Source organism: Acetivibrio straminisolvens JCM 21531 (assembly GCF_000521465.1).
Taxonomy (GTDB): domain Bacteria; phylum Bacillota; class Clostridia; order Acetivibrionales; family Acetivibrionaceae; genus Hungateiclostridium; species Hungateiclostridium straminisolvens.
In genome coordinates, this window is the sequence record NZ_BAVR01000126.1 from 1 (window position 1) to 2,438 (window position 2,438).

Genomic DNA, 2,438 nt, shown 5'->3' on the forward strand with positions numbered 1-2,438 from the left:
TTCCGTATTCCGCAGCGATTTCATTCAGCGTTCTTTCTTCTCTTAAGACCTCAATAACTATTTTTGCTTTTTCTTCTGGTGTAAAATTTCTTCTCTTTTCCATAATTCCATTCTAACTTATTTCTGCTGTTTTGTCAGTCTTAATTTCTGGTATCATTATATACCTTTGCCGTATAAGTCTATTTGCTCTTGTTTTACTTCATCTTAATTTTTATAAGATTGTCAAGGTAATCTTTATTAAACTTATCCTTAAGTTCGTATCTTGATTTAACGTTAAGCAGCTTATAGATGCGGGTCAAATTCTTTTTAACGGTACTTAATTCAATACTTAATTCCTTGGCAATCTCAGTACAGCTCTTTTTGTCAAAAATCATTTTTATATGCATTAATTGGTGAAAAGACAGAGAATGCAAAAGACTGTTTGTTTTTTCATTTCTATAAGCATCGGCAATAATGGAAATCGGACTCGCGCTCATGACGCTTTTTATTTCGTGCGGAATGCTTTGAATGTTTGCTTTGAGTAAATAGGCGGCTGCACCGGCATTGATTGAGTCAAGGACAACCTCCCTCGAAGTGGAAATACCCGTCAGCATTATTATTTTGGAATTTATTTTAGTTTTCTTTATCAACTCTTTTGTTAAATCTATTCCGTCCAGGTTATTATCACCCAGATTGATATCCATCAAAATTACATCAGGGTTGTCCAAAGGTAAATCCTTTATTGCCGTTTCTTTTGAATGAAAAGTAGAGATTACTTTAATTCCGTCTTGTTTATCTAAGTAGCTTTTTAATAACGAAGAGAAGTCATAATCGTCGTCAACAATTGATACTTTAATGCAGTCCGTCATATAGTCATCCCCTTTTTAAATTATTTGACTTTTGGTCATAAAATTTAAAAATACTGTAGTTCCCTTTCCTTCAACACTTTTTATTGAAATGTCTCCCTTGTGTAAAAGCATGACTTTCTTGCAAAAATATAGTCCAAGTCCATAATTACTTTGATGTGTTTTTGTTGAAAAGTAGAAATCAAAAATCCTGGGAATGATTTTCTTTGGTATACCGGGGCCGTTATCCTTTATTGCTACTGAAGCAAAAGAGTTGTGCTTGGATAGCGAAACTTCTATTCTTCCGTTATTGGCAATGGCTTCGATAGAATTATTTAATACATTTTGCAAAACTTCCACAATTAAAGTTTTATCACAGAGCACAACTGCATCATCCTCTTGGTTGAACACAATCTCTATGTTTGATTGTTTTGCTGAATTCTCAATACTGTTAACAGCTTCTACAACCAACTCAGACAAAGGGTATAAGGATTTGTCCAGATGAAAGGTTTGCAACGAATTATTTACTTTATGAATTATTTCGCATATGTGATTGATTGAAGAATTCATGATATCAATATTCTTTTGTGCATCATCAGGAAGTTCACAATACTCACTGATGAGCAAAGCAGATGTCTTGACTTTAGCCATTTCTCTGTTTAGAGCATGAATTAGGATTTCAGTGCCTTCACTTATCTTTTTTAATGAATAATCATAACTTTCAACTGCAATTTTTACTCCCATGAAATTGTACTTGATAACCAGGAAAAAGAAAACCGAAAGAAAGAACAATACTACGGCAGTCCATAGTGTAATTCCATGCATACTCTTAAAAATATTTTTATTGACATAGCATACAATATAGGCAGCAGTGGTTGAGGGAATGCTAAAGAGGCACATCAAAAACTTTTGCTTCTTTTCCTGCGGGTTTTCAGATCTATACAAAGATACTACTAATACTAGAATGTATATAATCATGTATACAAGGCCCAAGTAAGTAATTGTATACCAAAACACCTTTGAATTCTCATAGTAATAAGAAAAACTTGAGGGCGGAAAAATGAAAAATAAAGTTAACCATGGAAAGGAGACAATTGTATATATAATTGTCTTGACGGTTTTAAATTTTTGGAGCAAAACGCCGGAGTATTCAATGACAGAGATAACAAACACCGGTGGAGTCAAATACTGAGGTATGGTAGATATAATACTGTGAAGTAAACATATTTTGTTATACGTTGAAGTGGAGAAATTCAACCGGTAATAATCCATCATGTAGCGTTTAAAAGTGTCAGGAGACCCAAGCCCAACAGCAAAAACGCTACCGAGAACCATATATCTGCAGCGCTTTTCCGGTTCTTTAGCATTATTGTGCCAATTATCCATGTAATAATAACTGCAATAATTAGCATTTTATACCCCCAAAGTAAAATAATTAATGCCATACAGTATTATAGCATTTTTTTGTGTAAGGGAGTAGTAAAAAAAGTTGTCTTATACAAGGGGGGTAGCAATAAAATGTCTACTATTAAAATGGAATGGTTTGGAATACAATGTTATATGGGATAATTGGGATATGCTACATATTCAATTGATTATATTTATATCCTATAA

2 protein-coding genes are annotated in these 2,438 nt (G+C 33.2%); both read right to left on the minus strand.

Annotation, left to right across the window (positions count from 1 at the left end):
- Positions 1 to 194: 194 nt before the first annotated feature.
- Positions 195 to 848: a response regulator transcription factor gene (locus JCM21531_RS16885; protein ID WP_038291555.1), complete on the minus strand. Its 654-nt coding sequence runs from the start codon at positions 846 to 848 to the stop codon at positions 195 to 197.
- A gap of 15 nt (positions 849 to 863) precedes the next feature.
- A complete protein-coding gene (locus tag JCM21531_RS16890; RefSeq protein ID WP_094184852.1) occupies positions 864 to 2,210 on the minus strand; it encodes a sensor histidine kinase in 1,347 nt (448 codons plus the stop codon).
- Between the last annotated feature and the right edge of the window lie 228 nt (positions 2,211 to 2,438).

Coding starts and splice junctions, on each gene's coding strand:
- JCM21531_RS16885 (WP_038291555.1), bottom strand. CDS start 848: ATGACGGACTGCATTAAAGTATCAATTGTTGACGACGATTATGACTTC.
- JCM21531_RS16890 (WP_094184852.1), bottom strand. CDS start 2,210: ATGGATAATTGGCACAATAATGCTAAAGAACCGGAAAAGCGCTGCAGA.